Origin of the sequence: Streptomyces sp. YPW6 (genome assembly GCF_018866325.1) — a bacterium.
Classification (GTDB): Bacteria; Actinomycetota; Actinomycetes; order Streptomycetales; family Streptomycetaceae; genus Streptomyces.
The window spans coordinates 1,201,991-1,226,106 of record NZ_CP076457.1; the positions used below are offsets into that span (position 1 = coordinate 1,201,991).

Sequence of the window (24,116 nt, forward strand, 5' to 3'; positions counted from 1 at the left end):
CAGTCTGGCACGGGCCTTAGGGTGGAGAGTTGTGTCGTCCTCCACCGCGTTTCCGGGGCAGAGCCCCCCTGCCGAAACGGCCCCGCTGTCCCTGTGCGCCCGCGAGCCGCACGTCCCCGCCGACCGTCTGGTCGCCGAGATGGTGCCCCCGCCGCGCTTCGACGCGGTGCGCTTCGACACGTACGTACCCGACCCGAACCAGCCCAGCCAGAGCGAGGCGGTCACGGTCCTGGCGGGCTTCGCCGCCGGGCTCGGCGGGGCGCACGCGACGGGTTCCGGCCGCCGCAGGTGGTTCGGGAGCAGGAAGCCGGCCGCGCCGGCCGGGCCGCGCGGGGTCTACCTCGACGGCGGCTACGGCGTCGGCAAGACCCACCTGCTCGCCTCCCTCTGGCACGCCACGCCCGCCGAGCCGTCGCTGAAGGCGTTCGGCACCTTCGTGGAGCTGACCAACCTGGTGGGCGCGCTGGGGTTCCAGCAGACCGTCAAGACGCTCAGCGGGCACCGGCTCCTGTGCATCGACGAGTTCGAACTGGACGACCCGGGCGACACCGTGCTGGTGTCCTCGCTGCTCAGCCGGCTCGTGGAGTCGGGGGTGGCGCTGGCCGCGACCTCGAACACGCTGCCGGGCAAGCTCGGCGAAGGCCGGTTCGCCGCGGCCGACTTCCTGCGCGAGATCCAGGGGCTGTCCGCGCACTTCCGCCCGCTGCGCATCGACGGCGAGGACTACCGGCACCGCGGTCTGCCCGAGGCCCCGCCGCCGTACAGCGACGAGCAGGTGACCCGGGCCGCGTACGCCACGCCGGGCGCGTCGCTGGACGACTTCGCGGGTCTGCTGGACCACCTGGCGAAGGTGCACCCGAGCCGGTACGGCGCGCTCACCGACGAGCTGGGCGCGGTGTGCCTGACCGGGGTGACGCCGGTGCCCGACCAGTCGACGGCGTTGCGCCTGGTGGTGCTGGCCGACCGGCTGTACGACCGGGAGGTTCCGGTGCTCGCCTCCGGGGTGCCGTTCGACCGGCTGTTCAGCGACGAGATGGTGAACGGCGGGTACCGGAAGAAGTACTTCCGGGCGATCTCCCGGCTGACGGCGCTGGCGCGTGACGCGAAGGGTCTGGTGGCGCAGTAGGTTCGGGGGCGTAACGCGAACGGGGCACCACGCGCCGCGAGATGCCCCCCCTGTTATGCCGTACAACCGCGCACACCGTTCGAAGGGATCCAGCATGGCTACCACGCGTCAGGCGCACACGGTCTGGGAAGGCAACCTGATCGAGGGCAAGGGGGTCGTCACCTTCGACTCCTCCGGCATCGGTGAGTACGACGTCTCCTGGCCGTCCCGCTCCGAGGCGGCGAACGGGAAGACCAGCCCGGAGGAGCTGATCGCCGCCGCGCACTCCAGCTGCTTCTCGATGGCGCTCTCGCACGGACTGGCCGGGGCGGGCACGCCGCCCACCAAGCTGGAGACGAAGGCCGACGTCACCTTCCAGCCCGGCACCGGCATCACCGGAATCCACCTCACGGTCGAGGGCACGGTCCCCGGTCTCGACGAGGCGGACTTCGTGAAGGCGGCCGAGGACGCCAAGGCGAACTGCCCGGTCAGCCAGGCGCTGACCGGCGCGCCGATCACCCTGTCGGCCACGCTGGCCTGACCGGCCGGTCCGCCGGGCCCGTCGGCCCGGACGGTCGATCCCGTGGGCCCGACGGTCCACGGCTGAACGTCGGCGGGAGGAGCCGTCCACGGACGGCTCCTCCCGTCCGGGCCGTCCCAGCGGCGACACGGGGCGCGGGGCCGCGCATGGTTCCCCCGCGCCTTCGTGCGTGCTACACACGTGCGGGTCACTTCACCTGTCCGCCAACAGGGAGTCACCTCATGTCCACCGCACCCCGCTCCACCGCAACCCGACGTCAGGTCCTGGCAGGCAGCGGCGCAGCCGCCGCGGTCGCCTTCACGGGGGCCTTCTCCGAACTCTTCGCGGGCACGGCAGCCGCGCGCGGCCACCACGGTTACGGCCCCCTCGTCCCGGATCCGGACGGCCTGCTCGACCTGCCGAAAGGATTCCGCTACCGGGTGCTGTCCCGGGAGGGCGAGCCGATGCGCTCCGGCGAGGGCCCGGTGCCGAGCAACCACGACGGCATGGCGGCCCTGCGGGGCCGCAACGGGCGGATCCACCTCGTCCGCAACCACGAGAACCGGCACTACGCCGAGATCGGCGTGCCGGCCGTCGAAGGGCTGACCTACGACCCGGCGGCCAAGGGCGGCTGTACGTCGCTGGAGCTGGACGGCCGCAACAAGGTGCTCGGCGAGCGGGTCGCCATCGCCGGCACGGCGGTCAACTGCGCGGGTGGGCCCACCCCCTGGCGCACCTGGCTGACCTGCGAGGAGAACGAGGACAAGGCCGGGACCAACGGGTACACCAAGGACCACGGCTTCATCTTCGAGGTGGACGGCGCCGATCCGCGCCGTACCGGGGCCGTCCCGCTGACCGCGATGGGCCGCTTCCAGCACGAGGCGATCGCCGTCGACCCGAAGTCGGGGATCGTGTACGAGACGGAGGACGCGTTCGACCGGCCGTTCGGGCTCTTCTACCGCTTCCTGCCCGAGAAGCCGCTCGGCGGCACCGGTTCGCTCCGGGCGGGCGGGGAGCTGGAGGCGATGCGGGTGCCGGGCGTGCCCGACCTGTCGGTCGTCCAGGAGACGGGGACCAGCTTCGACCGGATCGAGTGGGTCCCCGTACCGGACCCGCTGGCGGCCGGGACCCCGGTCCGGCTCCAGGACTTCGGGCCCCGGGGCATCACCCACGCACAGAAGCTGGAGGGGTGCTACTGGGGCGGCTCGTCGGTCTACTTCGTCTCCAGCTTCGCCCGCCGCGACGACGGCTCGGCGGCCGACCACTACGGGCAGGTGTGGCGCTACGAGCCGAGGAAGCGCCGGCTGACCCTGGTGGTGGTCTTCGGCCCGGACACCGACATCCAGCTGCCCGGCGAGTCCCCCGACAACATCTGCCTGGCCTCCGACGGCGGGCTGATGGTCTGCGAGGACGGCGGCGGCGCGCAGCACGTGCTCGGGGTGACCCGGCGCGGCGAGGTGTACGCGATGGCACGCGGGCGGCAGAACATCGGGACGCCCGGGGAGCCGGAGTGGGGCGAGTTCGCGGGGGTGACGTTCTCACCGGACGGCTCGACGATGTACGTGAACTGCTACAGGCCGGGGACGACGTTCGCGGTGACGGGGCCGTGGTGCTGAGGTAACCGCCCCCTGGCTCGCGCCTTCGGAGCGCCGTCGGCCGAAATGACCATATTGTCGGATATTTTCCGTGGGTGATCACTGCTGCGCGAAGGTTGCGGACGACACGGAAGACGACGGTCTCGGCAGTCGGGGTTCTGCTGGCCGGCTTGGCCCTGACCGGGTGCGGGGACAAGGCCCCCGCACCCGGTCCCCCGCCCCCGCCCGCTTCGGCATCGCCCGCCCCGAAGAAGCCGCCGACGATGGCTCCCGGCCCGGCGGGCCGCACCCCGGTCTTCGAGCGGAGGGCTTCGGAAGGGGGCGCGGGCGCGGGCGGCGGTGCGGCGGAGAAGGTCGTGGCGCTCACCTTCGACGCCGACATGACGGCCGATCAGGGTCCCCGGGCCGCGGCCGGCGAGCGGTTCGACAATCCGGAGCTGGTCGCGCTGCTGCGCCGGCTGAAGGTGCCCTCCACGGTCTTCATGACCGGTCGCTGGGCCGAGGAGTACCCGGCCCAGGCGAAGGCCATCGGAGCCGACCCCCTGTTCGAGGTCGCCAACCACTCCTACAGCCACCACGCCTTCAGCTCCCCCTGCTACGGGCTGCCGGCGGTGGCGAAGGACGCGATGACCCGCGACGTCGAACGCGCCTTCACCGCGTTCCGGGAGGCGGGGGTGCGGAACGTGGTGCCGTACTTCCGCTTCCCCGGCGGCTGTTACGACGACAAGGCCCTGCGCGCCCTGGCCCCGGCCGACGTGACGGCCGTCCAGTGGGACGTGGTCGGCGGCGACGCCTTCGCCACGGACGCGGACGCGGTCGCCCGCCAGGTGCTGGACGGGGTCCGGCCGGGCTCGCTCGTGGTGCTGCACTGCACGCGCAGCGCCGCCCCGGCCACCGAGGCGGCGGTACGCAGGATCGTGCCGGAACTGCGCGAGCGCGGCTACCGCTTCGTGAAGGTGTCGGAGCTGATGGAGGACGGCGCCTGAGCGGGGCCGGACCGGACGTCAGCCGGAGCAGGCCGTGCGGCCCGCCTCCTGCCAGGCACAGACCGGGCAGAGCGTGGCGCCCCTGGTCGACTCCGGGTACTCGGTCGGCTCGCGGCACAGCACGCACTCGGCGTACGGAGGGCCTTCGGCGGGTCCGGCGGGCGGAGCGGGGGCGGGGAGCCCCGAGGGCTCGCAGTAGGTGTCGTCGTCCACGCCCACGAGCCTACTCAGCCGCGCCGCCGCACGCCCTCGCCCCGGGACGGGGGCGTGCGGGCGGGGTGAGGCCGGCCCCACGCGGCACCCGGCGGCCCGCGATGCCGTACCGGTGCCCCACGACCCGCGCGTCCCGGATCAGTTGGAGGTCTTGTCCGGCCGGGCCTCACTGGGCCGGACGATGACGAAGCCCTCGCCCTGGAGCATCAGCTGCACGGCCTCGCCGGAGCCGCCGCGGACCATCGAGCCGACGCTCTGGGAGCGGTTCAGGCTGGTGGTGAGCTGCTGGCTCCAGCCGACGACCGCGTCCGTGTCCACGCAGACCGGCTGGGCGGCCGTCACGGGGATCACGATCGGGGTGCCCTCGCACATCAGGCCGAGCTTGCCGTAGCCCGTGAAGACGCTGTTGAAAAGGCCGCCGCCGACCATCCCGGCGCCCTTCACGGTCTTGATCTCGTAGGAGAGCGTGGGGTCGAAACAGAGGACGTTGCGGCCGTTGATCGTGATCGAGTCGCCCTGGTCCAGCTCCACGATGAAGCAGTTCGCCGCCTCGTGCGCGAACCATGCCTCGCCCTGGCCCCGGACCGCCATCAGCGCCAGGCCCTCGCCGGTGACGGCCCGCTTGAGCAGGCCGCCGATGCCCTGGCCCTTGCGCTCGAACTGGAGGTTGCCGCGGAAGGCGATCATCGCGCCCTGCCGGGCGTGCATCTCCCCGTTGACGGCGTACTTGATCGACTTGGCGTTCTGCAGGGTCATCCCGGGGGCGGTGGCCGGCTGCGCCATGTGCTCGCTGGAAAAGAGATCGCTCTTCATGCGGAGCATCCTCGCCCCGACCCGGTCGTTCCGCCAAGCAGGTGGTCTCGTGCGCCTGGCAGACTGGGACGGTGACCAGCCATGACACCCCCTCCCAAACCTCCGGGAGTCCGTTTTCCAGCGGCCCGGCCGACCGCGACCAGGCGCCCCAGTTCGTGCTGCCCCTGGTGCTCCACCTGGAGAAGACGGACCCGCCCGCCCGCACCGACGCGCTGCGGGCCGCCGCCCGGGCGGTGCTGACGATCCTCTCCGACGAGCGGTCCCTCGGCGACGGCGAGTGGGCGGCGGCCATGCGGGACTGGCAGGACGCCCGGATCCGCAAGGTCGTGCGCCGGGCACGCGGCGCGGAGTGGCGCAAGGCGGCGGCGCTCGACGGCATCACGGTGACGGGCGAGGACGGCGCGGAGGTCCGGGTGTTCCCGCCGGTCCCGCTGGACGGCTGGCCCAAGGAACTGGCCAAGCTCCAGGTGTCGGGCACCGACCTGGACGACCCCGAGCCGCCCGCCGAGCCCGATCTCGCGGGCCCGGTGCTGTGGCTGAACCCCGACGTCGAGATGTCGGCGGGCAAGACGATGGCGCAGGCCGGGCACGGGGCTCAGCTCGCCTGGTGGGAGCTGTCCGACACCGAGCGCAAGGCCTGGCGCGAGGCCGGGTTCCCGCTCTCAGTGGCCACCCCGGGGGCGGAGCACTGGCGGGAGCTGACGGCGAGCGGGCTGCCGGTGGTGCGCGACGCGGGGTTCACCGAGATCGCCCCGGGCTCCTGCACGGTGATCGCCGACCACCCGGCGCTGCGCCGCGCGTCGGGACGGTGACCACGGCGGTCCGCCCGCGTCGCCGAGCCGCCGAGCCGGCCGCGTCGCCGTCGCCCGCGCGTTGAGTGTTCCTGCTCCCTTCTGCGTATCTCCCGGTACTGCCCTGTTCGGCTTTACCGCCAAGTAGCCTGCACAGCCAGTCGATCGGCGGTTGATTGACGCCAGTTCCATCGACGCTGCCACGCCTCGGCCCGGGAGACACCTTGTTGCGACGCATCAACGGCACGGCCCTCATCATCGCGGCACTGGTCGCCACACTCGGCGCGCTCGCGTTCCCCGTCTGGTCCTACGCGGACCGCTCGGGCACCGGCGAGGCGAATCTCAACGCCTCCAGCGTCGCCACCCAGTGGGGACCGCTCTCCGCCACCGACCGGGACTTCCTGGTCAAAGTGCGGCTCGCCGGGCTGTGGGAGCTGCCCGCCGGGCAGCAGGCGATCGAACGGGCGCCCAGCGAGGCGACGAAGGCCGCCGGGGACCACCTCGTCGTCGGGCACACGGACCTCGACCGGCGGGCCCGGGACGTGGCGGCAAAGCTCGGGGTGGAGCTGCCCAACCAGCCGACCGCCCAGCAGCAGGGATGGCTGCGGGAGCTGACGGCGGCGAGCGGGGACGCGTACGAGCGGAAGTTCGCCAACATCCTGCGCGCCGCCCACGGCAAGGTCTTCGGGCTGATCGGCCAGGTCCGCCACACGACCCGGAACACGCTGATCCGGCAGCTGGCGACCGATGCCAACCAGACCGTGCTGGACCACATCACCATGCTGGAGGGGACCGGGTTCGTCGACTTCGACGCCCTGGCGCGCGAAGCGGTGAGCGGGTCGACCGCCAGTCCTTCGGGCCCGTCGATGCCCCGGGACGGCCAGGTCCCGCTGGCCCCGGTGCCGGCGACGCCGACCGGCGACCAGTCCTTCACCTCGCGTCCGGTGGCGCCCACGATGATGCCGATGCCGTAACGGCGGCGGTGGTCCCGGAACCTCAAATGAAGCTCTGAACGTCCCCCCGGTCGGGTTCATCGCCGCGCGAGTGGGCCATGACCCCAGAGCAGGCCGAGGTGAGCAGGGGGACGGGGGCACCATGGAACTGGGCATGGGGATCGGCTGGCGGCCGGAGATCGCGGCCGAGGTGGAGGCGCTGAGCGGGGTCGACTGGGTGGAGGCGGTCGCGGAGAACCTCTGCGACGACCACCTTCCCGGCTCCCTCGCACGGCTTCGCGAGCGCGGGGTCACGGTCGTGCCGCACGGGGTGGCACTCGGCCTCGGGGGCGCGGACCGCCCCGACCCCGGCCGGCTCGCCGCTCTGGCGGCGCGCGCCGAACTGCTCGGGGCGCCCCTGGTGACCGAGCACATCGCGTTCGTACGGGCCGGGGGGCCGCTGACCGCGTCGCCGAGGCTGGAAGCGGGACACCTGCTGCCGGTGCCCCGCACCCGGGACGCGCTGGACGTGCTCTGCGAGAACGTGCGGATCGCGCAGGACTCGCTGCCGGTGCCCCTCGCCCTGGAGAACATCGCCGCGCTGATCACCTGGCCGGACGAGGAGCTCACCGAGGGGCAGTTCCTGGCGGAGCTGGTCGAGCGGACCGGGGTGCGGCTGCTGATCGACGTGGCGAATCTGCACACCAATCACGTCAACCTGGGCCAGGACCCGGCGAAGGCGCTGGACGAGCTGCCGGTGGAGGCCATCGCGTACGTCCATGTGGCGGGCGGGGTCGAGAAGAACGGCGTCTGGCACGACACGCACGCCCATCCGGTGTCCCCACCGGTCCTGGACGTGCTGGCCGAGCTGCGTTCCCGGGTCGATCCGCCCGGCGTGCTGCTGGAGCGGGACGACGCCTTCCCGCCGGGCGCGGAGCTGGCGGGCGAACTCGACGCGATCCGGGCGACGCTGCGGAAGGCGGCGCCCCCGGCGGGCCCGGGGCCGGACGGGCGGCGGAGGACGGCACCGCCGACGGGCCCGGACGCCCCTCCCGCGTCCGACGGCTCCGGGGCTCCGGGGCTCCGGGGCTCCGGGGCTCCGGGGCTCCGGGGGCTCCGGGGGCTCCGGGGACCGTACGGGCGTGGCCGCGCCCGCGCCCGTCCCCGCCGGCACCCGTGACCGTACCGCCGTCGCGCAGGCCGCCCTGCTCTCCGCCCTGGTCGCCGGAACCCCCGCCCCGGAGGGCTTCGACCACCGGCGGCTGCGGGTGCAGAGCCGGGCGCTGGCCGCCAAGCGCGCCGATGTCGTCGCCAAGGTGGCCCCCGAACTGCCGGAGATCCTGGGGGACGGCTACCGTGCCGCGTTCCTCGCGTACGCCCGGAGCCGCCCGATGTCCGGTGGCTACCGCCGTGACGCCTTGGGCTTCGCGGAGCACGTGCTCGTCGCGGGCGGTCCGGCCGATCCGGCGGCGCGGCGCCGGCTGACGTACTGGTGGCAGGACCGGTCCGGCGCCCGGCCCCCGCGCCGTGCGACCCGACTGGTCCGGGCGGCTCGTGCCGTCCTCGTGCGGAGGTGACCGCTGTGAACGTGTTCGCGCTGCCGGCGACCTTCGTGGTGGTCGTCTCGTCGGTCCTGCTCGTCGTCAGGACGGTGGCCGAGCGCTCCCGGCGCCCCTCCCCCGGTCCCGGCGCCGCCGTTCACGACCTGTACGAGGCCGCGTTCCTGAACGGCGGTCCGGCCAGGGTCGTGGACACCGCCCTGACCGCACTGCACGCGGACGGCCGGCTGGCCGTCGGCGGGCCCGGCATCGTCGCCGTACGGCGGGCACAGGTGAACGACCCGGTGGAGCGCGCGGTGCTGCAGGAGCTGGCCGCCGCCCCGAACGGTGCCCTGCACGTGCTGCGGGAAGCGGTGATGCGGCACCCCGCCATCCAGGAGGTCGGCGACGGGCTCGCCGCGCGCGGGCTGATGGTGCCGCCCCACCGGCTCCGCCCGCTGCGGCGGTGGGGGCTGGTCCAGGGAGTGACGTGCCTCGTCGCCCTGCCGGTGAGCCTGGTCCTCACGTTCGTCCAGTTCGCCGCGGCCGACTCCGCCGGCTTGCCGGTCCCGTTCCTCGTGACGATGCTGCCCGCGATCGTGATCGGCGCGTGCACCGGCCTGATCGTCGCGGCCTCCTCCGCGAGCCGCCTCACGACGTCGGGCCGCCACGCCGCCCTCTCGTTCCGGACCTCCTGCGCCCAGGGGGCGGCCCCGGCCCGTCTCGTCGCCGCCCTGGGGCTCCGCGCGCTGCCGGACCCGGTCTTCCAGGCCCAGTTGGCGGCGGCGGCGCGGCTGAGCGCCCCGCGCGGGCGCTCCTCGTCGTACGTCGCCGGTGGCGCGGCGGCCGGGGCCACCGCGGTCGGCGTGGCAGCGGTCTGGTGCGCCGCCTCCGGCCCCGGCGGCTCCAGCTGCGGCGGGTCGGCCGGGGGCGGCTCCCATGCGGGCTGTGGCGGCGGGGCCGGATGCTCCTCGGGGTCCGGTTGCGGGGGCGGCAGCGGGGCGGGCTGCGACGGTTCGAGCGGCTCCGGCTGTGGCGGCGGAGGCGGCGGGGCCGGCTGTGGCGGCGGGTCCAGTTGTGGGGGCGGTTCCAGTTGTGGCGGCGGTTCCTGAACCGGTCTCCCCCGTTTCTGAATCAGCCACGTACGTCCGATTCCTGACCGGCCGTCAGGGTGGTTCCCGGTGGCTCTCCCGGGCGGTGCTGGACATCGGCGCCCACTCGCCCGACCATCCCTCTCCGCATCCGCAGAGAGGCCCCCGCGCGTGAGAACTGCTGCGCTGTACACATCGATCGGCTCCCTGGTCCTGTCCGCCCTCGCCGCCGCTCCGGCGGGCGCCTGGGAACGCCCCGGTACCGCCGAGGCCCGGGGCACCGCGATCGCCGCCGCCCGGGCCACGGCCGCCGGCATCGACTTCGTCGCCTGCCCCGAGGAGGAGATGCTCCCGGACTCGCTGAAGTGCGGCACGGTGAAAGTGCCCCTCGACTACGCGGAGCCGGACGGGCCGCAGCTCGAACTGACCGTCAGCCGGACCCCCGCCACCGGTCCGGCCGAGGAGCGGCAGGGCGCGTTCGTCTACAACCCGGGCGGCCCCGGCGCGTCCAGCATCACCTTCCCGCTGGCCGGGGAGCTGCCGGAGTGGAAGGAGATCGCCGAGGCGTACGACCTGGTCGGCTACGCCCCGCGCGGAGTGAACGGCTCCTCCGACCCGCTGAGTTGCCAGGACCCCGCCGCGTACACGAAGGGCCCGACCGACGCGCCGACGCATCCGACCCGGGAGGACAAGGAGCGGCGCGTCGCCCGTGCGCAGGCGTACGCGCGGGGCTGCGCGGAGCACGCGGGCGAGACGCTGCGGCACTACACCTCGCTGAACAACGCCCGGGACCTGGACGTGCTGCGGGCCGCGCTCGGCGAGAGCCGGCTGACGTTCATGGGGGCCTCGTACGGGACGTACTTCGGGGCGCTGTACGCGACGCTGTTCCCCTCCCACGTACGCCGCATGGTCTTCGACTCGGCGGTCGATCCGGACCCGGAGCAGATCTGGTACCGCTCCAACATGGGCCAGTCGCTGGCCTTCGAGGCGCGCTGGGAGGACTTCCGGCGCTGGGTCGCCCGGCACGACGACGTGTACCACCTGGGGACCACCCCCGAGGCGGTGCAGCGGCGCTACGACGAGGTGCGCGCCGAGCTGGCGGTGAAGCCCGCGGGCGGCAAGATCGGGCCGGGGCAGCTGCACTCGGCGTTCCTGGGTGCGGGCTACTACGACGACTACTGGGCGATGCGGGCGACGGCGCTGTCGGAGTACGTCCGGGGCAATCCGGAGCCGCTGGTCGCGCAGGCGTCCCCGCGCGCGGTGGCGGCGAAGGACAACGAGAACGCGCAGGCGGTGTACACCGCCGTCGAGTGCAACGACGCGCCCTGGCCGGAGGACTTCGCGGTCTGGGACCGCGACCACACGGAGTTGGCGCGCGTCGCGCCCTTCGAGACCTGGGACAACGCCTTCGCGAACCTGCCGTGCGCCTTCTGGCCCGCTCCCCGGCAGCGGCCGCTGGACGTCCGCGTCGGCTGGGGCGAGCTGCCGCCGGTGCTGATCCTGGCGGCGGAGCGGGACGCGGCGACCCCGTACCAGGGGGCGCTGGAGCTGCGGAAGCGGCTGCCCGGGTCGTCGCTGGTGACGGAGCGGGACGCGGGGACGCACGGCATCGGCGGGGCGGGGAACGCCTGTGTCGACGATCATCTGCGCCGGTATCTGCTGACCGGCGAAGTGCCGGGGCGGGGCGCGGACTGCGCCGCGCACCCGGAGCCGAACCCGGTGTCGCTGGACTGACCGGGGGCCACGGAGCGGGGGCCGCCGCACCTGCACGGTACGACGGCCCCCGGAGCCGAACCCGGTGTCGCTGGAGGGGCGGACGGCACGATCGGTGCCCGGTGCCCGTCCCTCTGATCTTCCGGGCTGGGGTGGTGCGGGACTCGCTGGCTATGCGAGCCCGGCCACCAGGTCTGCGACGCTCTTCCTGCGGCCCGTGTAGAACGGGACCTCCTCGCGCACGTGGAGCCGTGCCTCGGAGGCGCGCAGGTGACGCATCAGGTCGACGATGCGGTACAGCTCGTCCGCCTCGAAGGCGAGGATCCACTCGTAGTCGCCGAGCGAGAACGAGGCGACGGTGTTGGCGCGGACGTCCGGGTAGCCCCGGGCCATCTTGCCGTGGTCCGCGAGCATGCGGCGGCGGTCCTCGTCGGGCAGCAGGTACCAGTCGTAGGACCGGACGAAGGGGTAGACGCTGATGTAGTCGCGGGGCGTCTCGTCGGCGAGGAACGCGGGGATGTGCGACTTGTTGAACTCGGCGGGGCGGTGCAGCGCCATGTTCGACCAGACCGGGTCGAGCGCGCGGCCCAGCCTGGTGCGGCGGAAGAGGTTGTACGCGTCCTGGAGCTCGTCCGAGGTCTCGGCGTGCCACCAGATCATGAGGTCCGCGTCGGCCCGCAGCCCGGACAGGTCGTAGGTGCCCCGGACGGTGATGTCCTTGGCCGCGAGCTGGTCGAAGAGCTCCTGCACCTCGTCGGCGTATCCGGCGCGGTCGAGCGGGAGCACGTCGCGCAGTTTGAAGACCGACCACAGGGTGTAGCGGATGACCTCGTTGAGGTCCTTGGCCTTCTTGCCGGCGTTCGGACTCTTGCTGGATGTCACAGTCTCGGGAGCACTCATACGGCTATTGTCCCGCCTCGCTCCCCGTGCCCCGAACCAGGGTCGGCGTGGCGATGATCTCGCTCGCGATCTCGTCGGCCGCGCGCCGGGCGCTCGCGATGCAGGCGGGGATGCCGACCCCGTCGTAGACCGCGCCGCAGACCCGCAGGGCGGGCAGCTTGGCGACCTCGTCGCGGATGCGGGCGACCCGGGCCAGATGGCCGACGGGGTACTGCGGCAGGCCGCCGATCCAGCGGGTGACCTCGGTGTCGACGGGCCGGGCGGTGAGGCCGGTGGCGGCGGCGAGGTCACGCAGGGAGACGGCGACGAGCTCCCCGTCCTCGCGGTGGAGGTGCTCCTCCTCGCCGTAGCGGCCGACGGAGGTGCGGAGCACGAACAGGTCGGGGGCGGCGTCGGCGACCCACTGCCACTTGTTGCTGGAGAACGTGGACGCCTTGATCGTGTGGCCGTCGACCGGCGGCACCAGGAAGCCGGAGCGGCCGCGCAGGGCTTCGTACGCCTCGATGTCGGTGCGCCGGAAGGCCAGGGTGACCAGGGCCATGGAGGCGTACTCGACGCCGGACAGCTCGGCGGAGGCGGCCGGGGACTCGGCGGCCAGCAGGGTGCCCGCGGACCAGGCGGGGGTGGCCAGGACGATGCCGTCGGCGGCGATGGTCCGGGTGTCGGTGCGGACGGCCCAGCCCGCTGCCGTACGGGTCAGGCCGAGGACGGGGGTCTCGGTGACGATCTCGCCGCCTCCGGCCCGTACGGCGTCGCCCACGGCGGCCGGGAGGGTGCCGATGCCGCCCGCGATGCCCTGGAAGACGGGGCCGGTCTGCTGCCGGGCGGCGACCCGCTCCTGGATGCGGCGCACACCGTCGAGCAGCGGGCCGCCCTCCTTGACGGCCTCGAAGAGCTGGGGCACGGCGGCGCGCATCGAGATCCGGTAGGCGTCGCCCGCGTAGACCCCGCCGAGGAGGGGCTCCACCAGCCGGTCCACGACCTCGCGGCCGAGCCGGTCGGCGACGTAGGCGCCCACCGCGACGTCGTCGCCGACGGCGGTCGGGGTGAGGTCGCGCTCCTCGGCGATCCGCGCCAGGCCCTCGGGGGACAGCACCTCGCCGAGGACCGCCGGGTCACCGGGGACACCCATGACGTGGCCCGTCGGCATGGGGCGCAGCGCGTCGCGCGTCCAGAGCGAGGCGGTGGCGGTGGCGGGCGGCTGGAGCCGGCCGGCCAGGCCCACCGCCCCGGCCAGGTCGACCGCTTCGGGGCGCCGGGCGAGCATCGACTCGGCCCCCAGATCGACCTGGACGCCCGCGACCTCGCCGGTCATGAGCTTGCCGCCGAGCCGGTCCGTCGCCTCCAGGAGGGTGACCCGCAGGCCGGTGGCGACCAGGTGGTGGGCGGCCGCCAGCCCGGCGATGCCGCCGCCGATGACGACGACGTGCCCCGGGGGCGTTTCCGCACGCTGTTGAGAACGCTGCATGGGTCCACTCTCTCAAACCCTTACCGAGTCCCGACCGTGACCACTTCGAAACCGCTCCCCGGCAACCGGCTCCGGGGCCGCCACGTCGAACGGTCACCATCAACGAGCTTTCTGGGGGGACCAGTTATGCAGAGGCGGAACACGAGCGGGCGGTCGTTCGTCCGCGCACGCGCGGCACTTGTGGCCGGGTCGCTCGGCCTGCTGATCGCCGTCGGCGGCTGCGGGGCGTCGGGCGACGCGGCGGACAGCGGCGTGAGGGCGGCGAAGGGAGGGGCGGCACCGCGCGAGGGGTTCGCGGACGAGGGCGGGGCGGCCGCCTCCGCCGCTCCCGAGGAGGGGGCGGACGACAAGCCGGCCGGGAAGAAGGCGGCGCCGAAGGCGGGGGCCACCCATGTGATCCGTACGGCCACGCTCTCCGTCGAGGTGAAGAGCGTGACCCGGGCCGTGGCCGCCGCGCGGGGTGCGGCGGAGGGGGCGGGGGGCCTGGTGGCCTCGGAGGAGACCGAGCGGCTCGACGACGGCTCCGAGACCTCGCACCTGGTGCTGCGGGTGCCGCAGGAGCGGTTCGAGGAGGTGCTGCGCGAGCTGGCGGGTTCCGGGAAGCTGCTGTCGCGCACCTCGAACGCGAAGGACGTCACCGACCAGGTGGTGGATGTGGAGAGCCGGATCGCCACCCAGCGCGCGAGTGTGGCGCGGGTGCGGGAGCTGATGGACCGGGCGGAGAGGATCAGCGATGTGGTGGCCCTGGAGGGTGAGCTGAGCAGCCGTCAGTCCGACCTGGAGTCGCTGCTGGCCCAGCGTGAGAGCCTGAAGGACCGGACCTCGCTGGCGACGGTCACGCTGGACCTGACGCCGCCGGACGCCCCGGGCGACGACGGGGAGAAGGACGACGACCCCGGGTTCCTGGACGCGCTGGAGGGCGGCTGGGACGCGTTCGTGACGATGCTGCGGTGGATCGCGGTGGTGTTCGGGGCGACGTTCCCCTTCGTGCTCGCGGCGGCCCTGGTGGCCGGGGTGTGGCGGGTGCTGAGGCAGCGCGCGGCGCGTCGGGCCGCCCCGGCGGTCACGGCGGCCCCGGCCGGGAAGGACGGTGCCCCGGACTCCTGAACCCCTGCGGCGTCGTAGCGTGGGGCCCTGATTCGCCGATGCGGCGAACCGGCGGAAGGGACCCGGCATGGCAGCGGAGCGACTGGTGGTCATCGGCGGTGACGCGGCGGGCATGTCCGCCGCGTCACAGGCCCGCAGGCTGAAGGGGCCGGACGCGCTGGAGGTCGTCGCCTTCGAGCGCGGCCGCCACACCTCGTACTCCGCCTGCGGCATCCCGTACTGGGTGAGCGGCGACGTGGCGGCCCGGGACGACCTGATCGCCCGCACCCCCGAGGAGCACCGGCAGCGGGACATCGATCTGCGGATGCGGACCGAGGTGACCGAACTGGACGTGGCCGGGCAGCGGGTACGGGCGCTGGACCGGGAGAGCGGGAAGGCGTACTGGACGGGCTTCGACAAGCTCGTGATCGCCACCGGGGCCCGTCCGGTGCGCCCGGCGCTGCCGGGGATGGACGCGGCCGGGGTGCACGGGGTGCAGACCCTGGACGACGGGCAGGCGCTGCTGGACTCGCTGGACGCGCTGCGCTCGGGAGAGGGGCCGCGGCGGGCGGTCGTGGTGGGCGCGGGCTACATCGGCGTCGAGATGGCCGAGGCGATGCTCAAGCGGGGCTTCGAGGTGACCGTCCTCAACCGGGGCGAGCAGCCGATGGCGACGCTCGACCCGGACATGGGGCGCCTCGTGCACGAGGCGATGGACGGCCTGGGCATCACCACGGTCAACGGGGCGGCCGTGACGAAGATCCTCACCGGGACCGACGGCCGGGTCACCGGAGTGGCGACGGACGCGGGGACCTGGCCGGCGGACGTGGTGGTCCTCGGTATCGGGGTGGAGCCGGAGACGGAGCTCGCCCGTGCGGCGGGGCTGCCGGTGGGGCCGCACGGCGGGCTGCTGACGGACCTGGCCATGCGGGTCGTGGGCCACGACACCATCTGGGCGGGCGGCGACTGCGTGGAGGTCCTGGACCTGGTGGCGGGCCGCACCCGGCACGTGGCGCTGGGCACCCACGCCAACAAGCACGGCCAGGTGATCGGTTCCAACGTCGGGGGCGGCTACGGCACGTTCCCCGGTGTGGTCGGTACGGCGGTGAGCAAGGTCTGCGACCTGGAGATCGCCCGGACCGGGCTGCGGGAGAAGGACGCCCGCGCGGCCGGGCTGCGCTGGGTCACGGCGACGATCGAGTCGACGCAGCGGGCGGGGTACTACCCGGGGGCGAAGCCGATGACGGTGAAGATGATCGCGGAGCTGCGGACGGGTCGGCTGCTCGGGGTGCAGATCGTGGGCCGCGAGGGGTCGGCGAAGCGGGTGGACGTGGCGGCGGTGGCGCTGACGGCCGGGATGACGGTGGAGCAGATGACGGCGCTCGACCTCGGGTACGCTCCGCCGTTCTCCCCGGTCTGGGACCCGGTGCTGGTCGCCGCCCGCAAGACGGTGGCGGCGGTACGGGGCGCGGGGAGCTGAACACCGGGGGCCGGCCGTCCGGCCGGCCCCCTGCAGCCTCCGTGCTTCAGCGCGCGGTCTGCTCGTGGACGTACCCCACGAGGCGGGTGAGCGCGTCCGGGTCCATGTTCGGCATGACGCCGTGGCCCAGGTTGAAGATGTGCCCCTCCAGCCCGGCGGCGGCGTCCAGCACCTCGCGGGTCTTCGCCTCGACAGCCGGGGTGGGGGCGAAGAGCACGGCCGGGTCGAGGTTGCCCTGGAGCGCCTTGCCGGGGCCGACGCGGCGGGCGGCCTCGTCCAGCGGGACCCGCCAGTCGACGCCGACGACGTCCGCTCCGGCCTCGCCCATCAGGCCGAGCAGTTCGCCGGTGCCGACGCCGAAGTGGATACGGGGGACTCCGTAGGGGGCGACGGCGTCGAAGACCTTCGCGGAGGCGGGGAGCACCGCGCGGCGGTAGTCGGCGGGGGCCAGCGCGCCGACCCAGGAGTCGAAGAGCTGGACGGCGGACGCCCCGGCCTCGATCTGGACCTTGAGGAAGGCGCCGGTGATCTCCGCGAGCCGGTCCACGAGGTCGGCCCAGAGCTGCGGGTCGCCGTACATCATGGCCTTGGTGCGCTCGTGGTTGCGCGAGGGGCCGCCCTCGACGAGGTAGCTGGCGAGCGTGAACGGGGCCCCGGCGAAGCCGATGAGCGGGGTGGCGCCCAGCTCGGCGGTGAGGATGCCGATGGCCTCGGTGACGTACGGGACGTCCTCGGGGGTCAGGTCGCGCAGCCGGGCGAGGTCGGCGCGGGTGCGGATCGGCTCGGCGATGACGGGGCCGACGCCGGGCTTGATGTCGAGGTCGATGCCGATGGCCTTCAGGGGCACCACGATGTCGCTGAAGTAGATCGCGGCGTCGACCTTGTGGCGGCGGACGGGCTGCAGGGTGATCTCGGCGACGAGCTCCGGCATCATGCAGGAGTCGAGCATCGCGATGCCCTCGCGGACCTTCAGGTACTCCGGCAGCGAGCGTCCCGCCTGGCGCATGAACCAGACCGGGGTGTGCGGCACGGGCTCACGGCGGCAGGCCTTCAGGAACGCCGAGTCGTGGGTGGCGTCGCGAACCGCGTCGAGGCTGGCGGAGGTCGTCGTCTGCTGGCCCGAAGGGCTGTCGTTGGCACTCACGCACAGAATCTTCGCACGCGTGCCGAAGGAGCCCGGCCCCGCACGGGTGTCTCTCCCTGCACGCGGCTCGCCTTCCGCCTACTCTTCCCCGCATGGCTCCGGCTCAGGGACAGTTTTCCGATCATTCCGACGGCGTTGAAGGCAAGGACCGCACGGAGGAGGGCCCACCCGTGCCTCCCGCGTTCCTGGCGGCGGTGGACGCGCTGCGCTCGGCGCGGCTGCGGCCGGAGCTGGAGGTGGAGGCGACCCGGCCGCCCCGGCGTCTCGCGCCGCACGCGTACGCCCTGGAGGCGGCGGTGGTGGACGGCGAGGAGGATCTCGCGGACGGCAGGCTGGTCCTGCTGCACGACCCGGCGGGGCACGAGGCGTGGCAGGGCGCGTTCCGGCTGGTGACCCTGGTCCGTGCGGAGCTGGAGCCGGAGATGGCGGCGGACCCGCTGCTGCCGGAGGTGTGCTGGTCCTGGCTGACGGGTGCGCTGGACGCCCGGGGCCTGTCGTACGGGGAGGCCGGCGGGACGGTGACACGCGCCGGATCGCACTACTTCGGTGCGCTGTCCGCGCGCCGTCCCGCGACGCAGATCGAGATCCGCGCCTCGTGGACGCCGAAGGAATCGCGCGGCGGCGTCCCGGACACCGGGTCGCACCTGGTGGCCTGGGGCGATCTGCTGTGCCAGATCGCGGGGCTGCCGCCGTCCGATCTGTCGGACGCGGCGGTGGTGACCCTGCCGCAGCGGCGTGGTCCGCAGGCGCCGTAACGCTCCGTCATCTGTATCGCACATACGCCGGATCTCTTTTCGTACAATCGATCGCGCGTCCTATTTGCCCGAATTGTTACTCACCAAATCGTGATCTTCCCCTAAAGGAGGACGGGTCCGCTGCCGAAGAGGTCAATGACCCTTCAAGCACGGTTCGCCCCCGGCTTCATCCCCCGAGCCGGCCCGTCCCGCCACTCCCCCCAGGAGGCCTGGTGTCCGTTCTCCTTGAGCAGCCCGCAAGCCTGGTCGCCTACCGCCCGAACAAGCCGACGGCCATGGTCGTCGTGGCCGACCCGCGCGTCCGTTCCACCGTCACCCGCCATCTGTGGGCCCTCGGAGTACGTGACGTCATCGAGGCGTCGTCCATCGCGGAGGCACGTCCCCGCGTCGGCAACCCGCGCGACATCTGCATTGCCGACGTCCATCTGCCCGACGGTTCCGGGCTGACCCTGCTGTCCGAGACCCGTGCCGCAGGCTGGCCCAACGGTCTCGCCCTCTCCGCCGCCGACGACATCGGCGCCGTTCGCAACGCCCTCGCGGGCGGCGTGAAGGGCTACGTCGTCACCGGCACACGCACCAACATCGGACACCCCACCCGCCCCGGCGTCGCCCCCATCGGCGCCAACGCGGCCCGGATGCACCGCAGGCCTCCCGGTTCCCCGAGCCACCCGGGCGGCTACCGCGAGCTGTCCGGACGCGAGGTGGAGGTGCTCCGCCTGGTCGCCGAAGGCCAGTCCAACAAGGCCATCGGCGTCTCGATGGGCCTCTCCGCCCTGACCGTCAAGTCCCACCTCGCCCGCATCGCCCGCAAGCTCGGCACCGGAGACAGAGCCGGAATGGTCGCCGTCGCCCTGCGGACCGGCATCATCCACTGACCGCACCCCGCCGGGACGTGCACCGATGCGCCTCCGGCTGGATTACGTGCATGGCCGCCCGTCGACGGAACGTTCCGTCGACGGGCTCCGCGCATACACCGATACCCTTGACACGTGACCGACGCCCAAGAGACCGCAGCAGACACTTCACTGCGAACCACCGGGGGCGCTCCCCCGGACGACGTCGCCCCGGCGCCGATCCCCTTGCTGGAGCCACGCGAGGGCATTCCCCCGGTGGTGACGTCCGGCGACGCCCTCGACCGGGTGATCGCCGCCTTCGCCACGGGCACCGGCCCCGTGGCCGTCGACGCCGAGCGCGCCTCGGGATACCGCTACGGCCAGCGCGCCTACCTCGTGCAGCTGCGCCGCGAGGGCGCGGGCAGCGCCCTGGTCGACCCGGTCGGCTGCCCCGACCTCTCCGGCCTCGGCACCGCGCTGAGCGGCGCCGAGTGGATCCTGCACGCCGCGACCCAGGACCTGCCGTGCCTGCGGGACATAGGCATGACCCCCACCTCGCTGTTCGACACCGAGCTGGCCGGACGGCTCGCGGGGTTCCCGCGCGTGGGCCTCGGCGCGATGGTCGAGAACGTCCTCGGTTACGCCCTGGAGAAGGGCCACTCCGCGGTCGACTGGTCCACCCGCCCGCTGCCCGAGCCCTGGCTGCGCTACGCCGCGCTCGACGTGGAGCTCCTGATCGACCTGCGCGACGCGCTGGAGGAGGAGCTGGACCGGCAGGGGAAGCTGGAGTGGGCCCGCGAGGAGTTCGACGCCATCGCCGCCGCACCGCCGGCCCCGCCCCGCAAGGACCCCTGGCGACGCACGTCGGGCATGCACAAGGTGCGCCGCCGCCGTCAGATGGCCGTCGTCCGGGAGCTGTGGACCACCCGGGACCAGGTCGCCCAGCGCCGCGACGTCTCTCCGGGCAAGGTGCTCGGCGACGCCGCGATCGTCGAGGCCGCGCTCGCACTGCCCGTCGATGTGAAGGCCCTGACCGCTCTGCCGGGATTCGGCCACCGCATGGGACGCCGCCAGCTGGAGCAGTGGCAGGCGGCCGTGGAGCGGGCCAAGGCTCTGCCGGAGTCGGCGCTGCCGCAGCCGGGTCAGCAGCCCGCCGGGCCGCCCCCGCCGCGCTCCTGGGCCGACAAGGACCCGGCCGCCGCCGCCCGGCTCTCGGCCGCCCGCACGGCGGTCTCCGCGCTGGCGGAACGCCTCCGCATGCCCCAGGAGAACCTGATCACCCCGGACACCGTGCGCCGGATCTGCTGGGAGCCGCCGAAGAACCCGACCCCGGGCGCGGTCGAGGACACCCTCGCCGGATACGGGGCGCGGAGCTGGCAGATCCAGCAGGTCGCCCCGCTCCTGGTCCGGGCCCTGGACGCCACCGCCTGACCCCTCGCACCTCGAAAGCCCCCGGTCACCGGCCGGGGGCTTTCCGCTGCCCGGGGCCGCCCGGCTTCGCTGCGGCCCTGTTCGCGGACCGAACCGATGGTCGAAATCAGGCCAGGTTCGGAGCCTCGCCCTCCGCCTCCCGTACGCCGCCGCGGGCCCTTTCCGGGTGTGACCTTCACCGCTCGCGGCGTGAGGGGTGGGCAGTCTGGTTACCCGCAAGTAGCATGATGGCAGGCGGTGCGTCCCCGTGGCGCGCCCCGCAGCAGTGCCATCCCGCACCCTGGAGGAGAGCCACCGTGCCTCGTACCATCCGGGACGTCGTCTTCGTCGACGGCGTCCGCACCCCGTTCGGCAAAGCGGGCCCGAAGGGCATCTACCACGAGACCCGCGCCGACGACCTCGTCGTGAAGGCCATCCGGGAGCTGCTGCGCCGCAACCCGGACCTGGACCCCAAGAAGATCGACGAGGTCGCCGTCGCCGCGACCACGCAGATCGGCGACCAGGGCCTCACGCTGGGCCGCACCGCCGGGATCCTGGCCGGTCTGCCGCAGTCCGTCCCCGGCTACTCGATCGACCGCATGTGCGCGGGCGCGCTGACCGCCGTCACCTCGACGGCCGGTTCCATCGCCTTCGGCGCGTACGACGTCGTCGTGGCCGGTGGCGTCGAGCACATGGGCCGCCACCCGATGGGCGAGGGCGTCGACCCGAACCCGCGCTTCGTCTCGGAGAAGCTGGTCGACGAGTCCGCCCTGTTCATGGGCATGACGGCGGAGAACCTGCACGACCGCTACCCCACGATCACCAAGGAGCGCGCCGACGCCTACGCGGTGCGTTCGCAGGAGAAGGCCGCCAAGGCGTACGCCAACGGCAAGATCCAGCAGGACCTGGTACCGGTCTCGGTGCGCCGCACCAACCCCGAGGCGGGCGAGACGGGCTGGGGCCTGGTCACCGCCGACGAGCCGATGCGTCCGGGCACCACCATGGAGTCGCTGGCGGGCCTGAAGACCCCGTTCCGCACCCACGGCCGTGTGACGGCCGGCAACGCCGCGGGGCTCAACGACGGCGCCACCGCCTCGCTGCTCGCGGCCGAGGACGTCGCCCGTGAGCTGGGCCTCCCGGTCAAGATGCGCCTGGTCTCCTACGCCTTCGCCGGCGTCGAGCCGGAGGTCATGGGCTACGGCCCGATCCCGGCGACCGAGAAGGCGCTGGCGCAGGCCGGTCTGACCATCGACGACATCGGCCTCTTCGAGATCAACGAGGCGTTCGCCGTGCAGGTGCTCGCCTTCCTGGAGCACTACGGCATCGCCGACGACGACGCGCGCGTCAACCAGTACGGCGGCGCGATCGCGTACGGCCACCCGCTCGCCTCCTCCGGTGTCCGCCTGATGACGCAGCTGGCCCGGCAGTTCGAGGAGCAGCCCGAGGTCCGCTACGGCCTGACGACGATGTGCGTCGGCTTCGGCATGGGCGCGACGGTCGTCTGGGAGAACCCGCACTTCAACGCTGACGGAGGCAACAAGTGAGCTCCACCACTGAGCTTCTGAAGGGCGCGGCCGAGCTGTTCCCCGGCGAGGTCGTCACGCAGGCGCACGTACGCCACCTGGACCTGCCGTTCGGCGCCGGGCGGTTCGCGCTCATCACGCTGGACAACGGCCTGGACCACACCAAGCCCACCACCTTCGGGCCCCAGTCGCTGGCGAACCTGAACGCCGCGATCGACCAGGTCGAGAAGGAGGCCGCCGAGGGCACCATCACCGGCGTCGGCCTCACCGGCAAGCCGTTCATCTTCGCCGTCGGCGCCGACCTCAAGGGCGTCGAGCTGCTGAGCCGCCACGAGGACGCGCTGGCCATCGGCAAGGGCGGCCACGACGTCTTCCGCCGACTCTCCGGCCTCGCGGTGCCCACCTTCGCGTACTACAACGGCGCGGCCATGGGCGGCGGTGTCGAGGTCGGTCTGCACTGCACCTACCGCACCGTCTCGAAGGCGCTCCCGGCGTTCTCGCTGCCCGAGGTCTTCCTCGGCCTGGTCCCCGGCTGGGGCGGCTGCGCGCTGCTCCCGAACCTGATCGGCGCGGACCGCGCGGTCTCGGTGATCATCGAGAACTCGCTGAACCAGAACCGTCAGCTCAAGGGCAAGCAGGTCTTCGAGCTCGGCATCGCGGACGCGATCTTCGAGGGCGCGGACTTCCTGGAGCAGTCGCTCGTGTGGACCGCGAACGTGCTCAAGGGCTCGGTGGCGGTGGACCGCGCCGAGGTCGACCGCGGTGGCGCCTGGGACGCGGCGGTCGCCCGCGGCCGGGCCATCGCCGACTCCAAGGTGCACGGCGCGGCCCCGGCGGCGTACCGCGCGCTGGACATCATCGCGGCGGCCAAGGACGGCGACCTGTCCGCCGGCTTCGACGCCGAGGACCAGGCGCTCGCGGACCTGATCATGGGCGGCGAGCTGCGCAGCGGCATCTACGCCTTCAACCTGGTCCAGAAGCGCGCCAAGCGTCCGGCCGGCGCCCCGGACAAGAACCTGGCCCGCCCGGTCACCAAGGTCGGCGTCGTCGGCGCGGGCCTGATGGCCTCGCAGCTGGCGCTGCTGTTCCTGCGCCGCCTGGAGGTCCCGGTCGTCCTCACGGACATCGACCAGGAGCGCGTCGACAAGGGTGTGGGCTACGTCCACGCCGAGATCGAGAAGCTGCTCGGCAAGGGCCGCATCAACCAGGACAAGGCCAACCGCCTCAAGGGCCTGGTCTCCGGTGTCCTCGACAAGGCCGAGGGCTTCGCGGACGCGGACTTCATCATCGAGGCCGTCTTCGAGGAGATCGGCGTCAAGCAGCAGGTGTTCGCGGAGGTCGAGGCGGTCGCCCCGGCGCACGCGATCCTCGCCACCAACACCTCCTCGCTGTCGGTGACCGAGATGGCGTCGAAGCTGAAGAACCCCGAGCGGGTCGTCGGCTTCCACTTCTTCAACCCGGTCGCGATCCTCCCGCTGCTGGAGATCGTCCGCGGCGAGCAGACGGACGACGCCTCGCTGGCGACCGCGTTCGGCGTGGCCAAGAAGCTGAAGAAGACCGCGGTCCTGGTGAAGGACGCCCCGGCGTTCGTCGTGAACCGCATCCTCACCCGCTTCATGGGCGAGATCCAGAACGTCATCGACGAGGGCACCCCGGTCGAGGTCGCGGAGAAGGCCGTCGAGCCGCTCGGCCTGCCGATGTCCCCGCTGGTCCTTCTGGAGCTGGTCGGCCCGGCCATCGGCCTGCACGTCTCCGAGACCCTGAACCGCTCCTTCCCGGAGCGCTTCACCGTCTCGCAGAACCTCGCGGCGGTCGTGAAGGCCGGCAAGCGCGGCTTCTACGTCTACGACTCCGGTGCTCCGGTCCTCGACCCCGAGGTCGCGGCGCTCCTCAAGCAGGGCGACACCGTCCTGACCGAGGAGCAGACGCGCGACCGCGTGCTCGACGCGGTGGCGCAGGAGATCGGCCTGATGCTGGAGGAGGGCGTCGTCGCCGAGGCCCAGGACATCGACCTGTGCCTGATCACCGGTGCGGGCTGGCCCTTCCACCTGGGCGGCATCACGCCGTACCTGGACCGTGAGGGCGTCTCCCAGCGGGTGAACGGCAAGCCGTTCCTGGAGCAGGGCGTGGCGAGCGTTCCGGCGTAACGCTCGGTCCACACCGGAACGGGCCGTACGGGATCATCCCGTACGGCCCGTTCCGTGTGCCCGGTACTTCGGC

The 24,116-nt window shown here is 73.2% G+C and carries 20 protein-coding genes and 1 pseudogene; 16 read left to right on the plus strand and 5 right to left on the minus strand.

Features of this window, described 5'->3' with window-relative positions:
* Positions 1–31 precede the first annotated feature (31 nt).
* The 4 genes from zapE (at position 32) to KME66_RS05285 (ending at position 4,206) form a co-directional block, all read left to right on the plus strand.
* The gene (zapE, locus tag KME66_RS05270; RefSeq protein WP_079185608.1) at positions 32–1,126 is read left to right on the plus strand and encodes a cell division protein ZapE; all 1,095 of its coding nucleotides are present in this window, start codon (positions 32–34) and stop codon (positions 1,124–1,126) included.
* A gap of 94 nt (positions 1,127–1,220) precedes the next feature.
* Complete coding sequence (locus KME66_RS05275; RefSeq protein WP_216319512.1) at positions 1,221–1,646, plus strand: OsmC family protein; 426 nt, start codon at positions 1,221–1,223, stop codon at positions 1,644–1,646.
* A 221-nt stretch (positions 1,647–1,867) separates the two neighbouring features.
* Positions 1,868–3,241 (plus strand): alkaline phosphatase PhoX, encoded by a 1,374-nt coding sequence (locus KME66_RS05280; protein WP_073221085.1) that lies wholly within the window; start codon positions 1,868–1,870, stop codon positions 3,239–3,241.
* Positions 3,242–3,483: 242 nt separating this feature from the next.
* Positions 3,484–4,206 (plus strand): polysaccharide deacetylase family protein, encoded by a 723-nt coding sequence (locus tag KME66_RS05285; protein ID WP_253208237.1) that lies wholly within the window; start codon positions 3,484–3,486, stop codon positions 4,204–4,206.
* Between the two features lie 18 nt (positions 4,207–4,224).
* On the opposite strand, the gene KME66_RS05290 is transcribed toward KME66_RS05285, so the two are convergent.
* The gene (locus KME66_RS05290; protein WP_216319515.1) at positions 4,225–4,419 is read right to left on the minus strand and encodes a hypothetical protein; all 195 of its coding nucleotides are present in this window, start codon (positions 4,417–4,419) and stop codon (positions 4,225–4,227) included.
* A 138-nt stretch (positions 4,420–4,557) separates the two neighbouring features.
* A complete protein-coding gene (locus tag KME66_RS05295; protein ID WP_073221080.1) occupies positions 4,558–5,232 on the minus strand; it encodes an AIM24 family protein in 675 nt (224 codons plus the stop codon).
* Between the two features lie 71 nt (positions 5,233–5,303).
* Here KME66_RS05295 and KME66_RS05300 point away from each other — a divergent pair, with 71 nt between their 5' ends.
* The 5 genes and pseudogenes from KME66_RS05300 to KME66_RS05320 all read left to right on the plus strand — a co-directional run bounded on the left by KME66_RS05300 (position 5,304) and on the right by KME66_RS05320 (position 11,318).
* Complete coding sequence (locus KME66_RS05300) at positions 5,304–6,044, plus strand: aminoacyl-tRNA hydrolase (RefSeq protein WP_216319519.1); 741 nt, start codon at positions 5,304–5,306, stop codon at positions 6,042–6,044.
* A gap of 206 nt (positions 6,045–6,250) precedes the next feature.
* Positions 6,251–6,997: a DUF4142 domain-containing protein gene (locus KME66_RS05305; RefSeq protein WP_216329097.1), complete on the plus strand. Its 747-nt coding sequence runs from the start codon at positions 6,251–6,253 to the stop codon at positions 6,995–6,997.
* Positions 6,998–7,118: 121 nt separating this feature from the next.
* Positions 7,119–8,532: pseudogene (locus KME66_RS05310) on the plus strand (DUF692 family multinuclear iron-containing protein).
* A gap of 5 nt (positions 8,533–8,537) precedes the next feature.
* The gene (locus KME66_RS05315; RefSeq protein WP_216319522.1) at positions 8,538–9,605 is read left to right on the plus strand and encodes a TIGR04222 domain-containing membrane protein; all 1,068 of its coding nucleotides are present in this window, start codon (positions 8,538–8,540) and stop codon (positions 9,603–9,605) included.
* Between the two features lie 150 nt (positions 9,606–9,755).
* Positions 9,756–11,318, plus strand: a complete 1,563-nt coding sequence (locus KME66_RS05320) for an alpha/beta hydrolase (protein ID WP_216319525.1) — start codon at positions 9,756–9,758, stop codon at positions 11,316–11,318.
* Between the two features lie 150 nt (positions 11,319–11,468).
* On the opposite strand, the gene hemQ is transcribed toward KME66_RS05320, so the two are convergent.
* Positions 11,469–12,197, minus strand: a complete 729-nt coding sequence (hemQ, locus tag KME66_RS05325) for a hydrogen peroxide-dependent heme synthase (RefSeq protein WP_073221064.1) — start codon at positions 12,195–12,197, stop codon at positions 11,469–11,471.
* Positions 12,198–12,201: 4 nt separating this feature from the next.
* On the minus strand, positions 12,202–13,665 hold the full coding sequence (gene hemG / locus KME66_RS05330) for a protoporphyrinogen oxidase (RefSeq protein WP_216319528.1): 1,464 nt from the start codon (positions 13,663–13,665) through the stop codon (positions 12,202–12,204).
* A gap of 126 nt (positions 13,666–13,791) precedes the next feature.
* On the opposite strand from hemG, the gene KME66_RS05335 reads away from it, so the two are divergent.
* Both KME66_RS05335 and KME66_RS05340 read left to right on the plus strand, forming a co-directional pair.
* Positions 13,792–14,772, plus strand: coding sequence for a DUF4349 domain-containing protein (locus KME66_RS05335; RefSeq protein ID WP_216319531.1), 981 nt, complete (start codon positions 13,792–13,794; stop codon positions 14,770–14,772).
* Positions 14,773–14,839: 67 nt separating this feature from the next.
* On the plus strand, positions 14,840–16,231 hold the full coding sequence (locus KME66_RS05340; protein ID WP_216319534.1) for an FAD-dependent oxidoreductase: 1,392 nt from the start codon (positions 14,840–14,842) through the stop codon (positions 16,229–16,231).
* 46 nt (positions 16,232–16,277) lie between these two features.
* On the opposite strand, the gene hemE is transcribed toward KME66_RS05340, so the two are convergent.
* Positions 16,278–17,375, minus strand: coding sequence for a uroporphyrinogen decarboxylase (gene hemE, locus KME66_RS05345; RefSeq protein WP_073221052.1), 1,098 nt, complete (start codon positions 17,373–17,375; stop codon positions 16,278–16,280).
* 92 nt (positions 17,376–17,467) lie between these two features.
* Here hemE and KME66_RS05350 point away from each other — a divergent pair, with 92 nt between their 5' ends.
* The 5 genes from KME66_RS05350 to KME66_RS05370 all read left to right on the plus strand — a co-directional run bounded on the left by KME66_RS05350 (position 17,468) and on the right by KME66_RS05370 (position 24,043).
* Positions 17,468–18,130, plus strand: a complete 663-nt coding sequence (locus KME66_RS05350; protein WP_216319536.1) for a DUF3000 domain-containing protein — start codon at positions 17,468–17,470, stop codon at positions 18,128–18,130.
* A 212-nt stretch (positions 18,131–18,342) separates the two neighbouring features.
* On the plus strand, positions 18,343–19,005 hold the full coding sequence (locus KME66_RS05355; RefSeq protein ID WP_003965521.1) for a response regulator transcription factor: 663 nt from the start codon (positions 18,343–18,345) through the stop codon (positions 19,003–19,005).
* A gap of 114 nt (positions 19,006–19,119) precedes the next feature.
* On the plus strand, positions 19,120–20,394 hold the full coding sequence (locus KME66_RS05360) for a ribonuclease D (RefSeq protein ID WP_216319539.1): 1,275 nt from the start codon (positions 19,120–19,122) through the stop codon (positions 20,392–20,394).
* 296 nt (positions 20,395–20,690) lie between these two features.
* Positions 20,691–21,917, plus strand: a complete 1,227-nt coding sequence (locus KME66_RS05365) for an acetyl-CoA C-acyltransferase (protein ID WP_073221044.1) — start codon at positions 20,691–20,693, stop codon at positions 21,915–21,917.
* Positions 21,914–24,043 carry a 3-hydroxyacyl-CoA dehydrogenase NAD-binding domain-containing protein gene (locus KME66_RS05370; protein WP_216319542.1) on the plus strand — a complete coding sequence of 710 codons (2,130 nt, stop codon included), beginning with the start codon at positions 21,914–21,916 and terminating at the stop codon, positions 24,041–24,043. The genes KME66_RS05365 and KME66_RS05370 overlap by 4 nt, the downstream gene beginning before the upstream one ends.
* Positions 24,044–24,116 lie beyond the last annotated feature (73 nt).

Coding starts and splice junctions, on each gene's coding strand:
- hemQ (WP_073221064.1), bottom strand. CDS start 12,197: ATGAGTGCTCCCGAGACTGTGACATCCAGCAAGAGTCCGAACGCCGGC.
- KME66_RS05275 (WP_216319512.1), top strand. CDS start 1,221: ATGGCTACCACGCGTCAGGCGCACACGGTCTGGGAAGGCAACCTGATC.
- KME66_RS05335 (WP_216319531.1), top strand. CDS start 13,792: ATGCAGAGGCGGAACACGAGCGGGCGGTCGTTCGTCCGCGCACGCGCG.
- KME66_RS05340 (WP_216319534.1), top strand. CDS start 14,840: ATGGCAGCGGAGCGACTGGTGGTCATCGGCGGTGACGCGGCGGGCATG.
- KME66_RS05280 (WP_073221085.1), top strand. CDS start 1,868: ATGTCCACCGCACCCCGCTCCACCGCAACCCGACGTCAGGTCCTGGCA.
- KME66_RS05350 (WP_216319536.1), top strand. CDS start 17,468: ATGGCTCCGGCTCAGGGACAGTTTTCCGATCATTCCGACGGCGTTGAA.
- KME66_RS05295 (WP_073221080.1), bottom strand. CDS start 5,232: ATGAAGAGCGATCTCTTTTCCAGCGAGCACATGGCGCAGCCGGCCACC.
- hemG (WP_216319528.1), bottom strand. CDS start 13,665: ATGCAGCGTTCTCAACAGCGTGCGGAAACGCCCCCGGGGCACGTCGTC.
- KME66_RS05285 (WP_253208237.1), top strand. CDS start 3,484: ATGGCTCCCGGCCCGGCGGGCCGCACCCCGGTCTTCGAGCGGAGGGCT.